Annotated in this window: 5 protein-coding genes and 2 pseudogenes; 3 read left to right on the forward strand and 4 right to left on the reverse strand. The window is 48.8% G+C overall.

What is annotated here, in order from left to right; genetic code table 11:
• Positions 1-61: 61 nt before the first annotated feature.
• Positions 62-298: pseudogene (locus ABZJ92_RS20430) on the forward strand (helix-turn-helix domain-containing protein); the annotation flags it as partial.
• 171 nt (positions 299-469) lie between these two features.
• Here ABZJ92_RS20430 and ABZJ92_RS20435 read toward each other — a convergent pair.
• Genes ABZJ92_RS20435 through ABZJ92_RS20445 form a run of 3 tightly spaced genes read right to left on the reverse strand, consistent with a single transcriptional unit; the run spans position 470 to position 3,625 of the window.
• Positions 470-799: a YdbL family probable chaperone protein gene (locus tag ABZJ92_RS20435; RefSeq protein ID WP_011069403.1), complete on the reverse strand. Its 330-nt coding sequence runs from the start codon at positions 797-799 to the stop codon at positions 470-472.
• 4 nt (positions 800-803) lie between these two features.
• A complete protein-coding gene (locus ABZJ92_RS20440) occupies positions 804-989 on the reverse strand; it encodes a YnbE family lipoprotein (protein ID WP_000698145.1) in 186 nt (61 codons plus the stop codon).
• Complete coding sequence (locus tag ABZJ92_RS20445) at positions 986-3,625, reverse strand: YdbH family protein (protein WP_000900893.1); 2,640 nt, start codon at positions 3,623-3,625, stop codon at positions 986-988. Before ABZJ92_RS20445 ends, ABZJ92_RS20440 begins: the two co-directional genes overlap by 4 nt.
• Positions 3,626-3,832: 207 nt before the next feature.
• Between ABZJ92_RS20445 and ldhA the strand changes: the two genes are divergently transcribed.
• The gene (gene ldhA / locus ABZJ92_RS20450; RefSeq protein WP_000762218.1) at positions 3,833-4,822 is read left to right on the forward strand and encodes a D-lactate dehydrogenase; all 990 of its coding nucleotides are present in this window, start codon (positions 3,833-3,835) and stop codon (positions 4,820-4,822) included.
• A gap of 110 nt (positions 4,823-4,932) precedes the next feature.
• Positions 4,933-5,247 (forward strand): annotated as a pseudogene (gene hslJ / locus ABZJ92_RS20455) (heat shock protein HslJ); the annotation flags it as partial.
• A gap of 11 nt (positions 5,248-5,258) precedes the next feature.
• Here the strand turns inward: hslJ and ABZJ92_RS20460 are convergent.
• Positions 5,259-5,315, reverse strand: coding sequence for an IS1 family transposase (locus tag ABZJ92_RS20460; RefSeq protein ID WP_003032489.1), 57 nt, complete (start codon positions 5,313-5,315; stop codon positions 5,259-5,261).
• Positions 5,316-5,318 lie beyond the last annotated feature (3 nt).

Below are 5,318 nucleotides of genomic sequence, written 5' to 3' on the forward strand. Positions count from 1 at the left end.
GATGGAAATGGAAGCCACGCAAGCACCTTAAAATCACCATCATACACTAAATCAGTAAGTTGGCAGCATTACCCGTAGTTTGTACCGAATGTTTGCCGATAAAGGTTTGGTAGTCGCGCAATATATTCGTAACCGTCGTCTCGATTTTTGTGCAGATGCGATTCGCCATGCCGCAGATGATGAAAAACTGGCAGGCATCGGCTTTCATTGGGGATTTTCTGACCAGAGTCATTTTTCAACGGTATTTAAGCAACGCTTTGGGATGACGCCAGGCGAGTATCGACGTAAATTCCGCTAACTAATTGGCGTTGCATGTACTGCAACGCCAATTAGTTAAAACAGATATTTGACTATGCATTTTTCAGGGCGAAAGGCAATTTGACAGGAGTTTTTGAATATTCACCTTGTTTCAGGAAAATAGATCAATCGCTTTCTCCTGTAGCGTTATCCCGATATTGCGGTTTTGCTATTAAAACTTTCGCACCCATTTACCGTTTATCCCTTGTACATATTCCCCCGGTTTGGCCCGAGCTACGAGCTTTTGCCCGGCGAGTTTCGCGATATCATCTACAGACACATTATTTTGCTTTGCCCGTTGTTGGTAACTCGCTTTACGTTCGGCATTAATTTCGGTTACTAATTTCTCTGTTTCAGCATCCGTTTTCAGCGCAACCAGATAACCATAAAATGTTTCACCTACCCGCCCCTGAGTTCTGGCTTCATCCAGAGTCAATGCCATTACATTGCTGCTTACCAGCCCAACAAGAAACGCACAAAGAAGTAATGTTTTCTTCATCATCGCCTCAGAAAAGATCGCTACGAGTTTCAAGCAGCTCTTCGACATCTTTGTCTGCCTTGATGATGATCTCATGCTCAATTTTAACGTTCATATTGATAGTGATCGGTTCCTTAGGTGCAGCGACTTCAATGCGAGGCGTACAGCCAACCAGCATAAAAGATGACGTCAACGCAGCCAGTAAAATTTTCATTGTTTTTCCTCACACTCTTTTCCTTGCGGACAGTCATTTCCCGGCAGACGTGCGTTCTGCTCCAACCATGCCTGGAGATTATCGCCAAAGCGTAAACTGCGCCACAGCGTAAAAATATTCTCTTCATGATGGTAATTAAGGTTTACCGTACCGCTTTTACCATCAACGCGACTGGTACCTGTAATGTTGGCCTGCATGGTTAATAAACCGAGATTATCTAAGTTAATTTTTGTCGATGACCGGCTAATTTCCATATAGCGCAACCAGTTAATTGCTGAACCCGCAGTCATATTGTCTTTCACCACCGCATCTGCGGTATCTTTATCCAGCCGCAAGGTCATTAGCCCGCTATTTGCCAGCCAACCATCTTTCACTATCCATTTTTCGTTGTTTAGCCATAACGGCAATGCACCACTAAATGCCCCGGACATGGCGAATTGTTTCGGATTGACGGCGCTAACCAGTTCGCTGGATGAGAGATTATTCAGCCGCAACAGCGCCGGGTCATGTTGCGGCATACGTAATTGTTTCATCAGCACGTTACCGCCTAACACATCGACGCTAACATCAGTCAACAGCAAGGGTTCTTCTTCAGTCCACGGATAACGCCCTTGCAAATCAGCCGTAATATTTTTCGCTGTCACCAGATTAATCACTTCGGCAATTCGCAACGTAACGGGGCCGCGAGTCCCCAGATGCCAGGCTCCATCGGCAAAACGGAAAGGCAGGACAAAATCGACACCGTTAACCTGATTATCTGGCATCCAGGCACTACCGCCTTTCAACACGCCGTGCCCTCCCGCGCGGAATCCTTGTTCAGGCGCAGCAGAAAATGCAACCTGAGCATACAGTTCACCATCGCGTAAGTTCATCTTCCAGTCGGGTGGCACCAGCGGCTGGAATACAGTCAGTGATTGTTTTGGCCACCAGGCGTTACCGCGCAGACGAATACCGTCCCAGCGACCATTTACCCGAACCGGGCCAATCTCACCAGCATGTAAATCGCCTTTAAAGAGGAAATAGGTCGGATTGCGCCCATCGACGCTAAATTTTAAGGTTGATGGCGGTAACACACTGCCGCCAGTGAACAGCGTTTGCCCGGCGTCCAGTGACAGCGCGCCGCTGAAGGAGGGATGCTGTGCGTCACGTACCCAGACGACGGGCTTGTCGAGAATTAATCGCGGCTTTTCTACCGTCATCGTACCGTATTGTAACTGGTCGAAACCGGTGGAGAGATCGGTCAGCGTAATCGTGCTGTCATGCCACTCACCTTTTCCTGCGACATCCCAGGTGGCATTCATCGGTGTAAAACTCCCTTTTCCCCAGTAGCGCCACTGCCAGCGGCCAGCGTCAGGGAGAAAATCATTCGCCAGCCCATCCATATGCAGCACGAAATCGCCCAGTTCATTTTCATGCGCCTGCAAAATGGCCTGCAAACGTCCGTCAACACCACGTTGGGTGACTTTTACACCCGCTAAAGGCCAGCGGATTTCATCGATGTCCAGCGAATCGATGACTCTTCCCTTTGAACGAAGTAACGCGCCTGGCTCAAAGGTCAGCGTTGGGTCAGACAGACTTCCACTTAGCTGCGCAGGTAAACGGGCATATAAAATGAGGTCCGCCTGTTTCGCTTCACCGGTCAGCTGCAGAGGCAGTTGACTGTTATCCATGCTTAATTTTCCTGGGCCAAAATTAAGCACCGCGTTGCCCTTACCCGCTTGCCCCTGGGTCAGCACATTCAGTCGTCCGCTGACCAGAGCGTTCTCAAGCCCTGCCTGCCAGTTGTCGACTTTGACACCCAGTCGGCCACTCAAAGGAAAACCAGCATACAGCCAGCTCCAGCGACCATCGCTTACGGTCAATTGTTGACGAGTAATTTGCCACGGCAAATCGAGCAACGGATCGCCGTTATCCCGTGCCAGCACGATCAATTGCCCGCTATTTTCCTGCCAGTCCAGCTCGGCATCCACCAGTGACGGTTCCTGCGGCAAGTTTAACGTCGCAGTAGCATGCCCACTTACAGGAAGTCCATCCGGCACGAGCGGCATAGTAAATTCCCCCACCAGTTTAACCGGCGGCTGATTTTCAAACGCGACGACATCCAGTTCGCTGACTGTAAGTTGTTGCCCTTTCAGCTGGCCTTGAAATTTAACTTTTTCGCCCTGATAACGCAGTTGCTGGATATCAGAGGTTAATGCGAGAGAGAGTTTTCCCTGCCATTCCTGCCAGGGAGAAAAAATCAGTTTATCGATATTGATCCAGGTGTTAGGCAGCATGGACTGCCACTGCGCGAGGGTTTTTGGAGCAGCTGGCGATTGCTCCGTCTGCGGCAATTTCGCCAGACAAGCAGAATCAAGTTCTACCGTGCCGACGTTCAATAACCAGCGGCTGGGATGTGAAAGGCTGGCGTTGGTGATATGCGCAAGCTGACAATCTCCCACCAGATAACGGAGATCGGGAATGATTAAACCTTTACGCGTAATGCGTGGGCTTTCATCTAATGCAATACGTGTCCCGAGCGGTAGCCAGATGTCCGCCAGCGTGGGAACCCACAGCCCGAGCGTCATCAGCAGCGTCAACGGCACAAGAATAATCAGTAATAACAGCGCGAGAACGGCTTTATATTTACCCAGCATGGGTAGTTAATATCCTGATTTAGCGAAAAATTAAGCATTCAATACGGGTATTGTGGCATGTTTAACCGTTCAGTTGAAGGTTGCGCCTACACTAAGCATAGTTGTTGATGAATTTTTCAATATCGCCATGGCTTTCAATTATATTTGAAATTTTGTAAAATATTTTTAGTAGCTTAAATGTGATTCAACATCACTGGAGAAAGTCTTATGAAACTCGCCGTTTATAGCACAAAACAGTACGACAAGAAGTACCTGCAACAGGTGAACGAGTCCTTTGGCTTTGAGCTGGAATTTTTTGACTTTCTGCTGACGGAAAAAACCGCTAAAACTGCCAATGGCTGCGAAGCGGTATGTATTTTCGTAAACGATGACGGCAGCCACCCGGTGCTGGAAGAGCTGAAAAAGCACGGCGTTAAATATATCGCCCTGCGCTGTGCCGGTTTCAATAACGTCGACCTTGATGCGGCAAAAGAACTGGGGCTGAAAGTAGTCCGTGTTCCAGCCTATGATCCAGAGGCCGTTGCTGAACACGCCATCGGTATGATGATGACGCTGAACCGCCGTATTCACCGCGCGTATCAGCGTACCCGTGACGCTAACTTCTCTCTGGAAGGTCTGACCGGCTTTACTATGTATGGCAAAACGGCAGGCGTTATCGGTACCGGTAAAATCGGTGTGGCGATGCTGCGCATTCTGAAAGGTTTTGGTATGCGTCTGCTGGCGTTCGATCCGTATCCAAGTGCAGCGGCGCTGGAACTCGGTGTGGAGTATGTCGATCTGCCAACCCTGTTCTCTGAATCAGACGTTATCTCTCTGCACTGCCCGCTGACACCGGAAAACTACCATCTGTTGAACGAAGCCGCCTTCGATCAGATGAAAAATGGCGTGATGATCGTCAATACCAGTCGCGGTGCATTGATTGATTCTCAGGCGGCAATTGAAGCGCTGAAAAATCAGAAAATTGGTTCGTTGGGTATGGACGTCTATGAGAACGAACGCGATCTGTTCTTTGAAGATAAATCCAACGACGTGATCCAGGATGACGTATTCCGTCGCCTGTCTGCCTGCCACAACGTGCTGTTTACCGGGCACCAGGCATTCCTGACAGCAGAAGCTCTGACCAGTATTTCTCAGACTACGCTGCAAAACTTAAGCAATCTGGAAAAAGGTGAAACCTGCCCGAACGAACTGGTTTAATCTTGCAGCTCCCCTGCAATCCAGGGGAGCTGATTCAGATAATCCCCAATGACCTTTCATTCTCTATTCTTAAAATAGTCCTGAGTCAGAAACTGTAATTGAGAACCACAATGAAGAAAGTAGCCGCGTTTGTTGCGCTAAGCCTGCTGATGGCGGGATGTGTAAGTAATGACAAAATTGCTGTTACGCCAGAACAGCTACAGCATCATCGCTTTGTGCTGGAAAGCGTAAACGGTAAGCCCGTGACCAGCGATAAAAATCCGCCAGAAATCAGCTTTGGTGAAAAAATGATGATTTCCGGCAGCATGTGTAACCGCTTTAGCGGTGAAGGCAAACTGTCTAATGGTGAACTGACAGCCAAAGGGCTGGCAATGACCCGTATGATGTGCGCTAACCCGCAGCTTAATGAACTCGATAACACGGTAATGACTCCAACTTACTGATAGTGTTTTATGTTCAGATAATGCCCGATGACCTTGTCATGCAGCTCCACCGA

It is taken from the genome of Shigella sp. FJ200513, from assembly GCF_040495915.1.
Taxonomy (GTDB): Bacteria; Pseudomonadota; Gammaproteobacteria; order Enterobacterales; family Enterobacteriaceae; genus ECMA0423.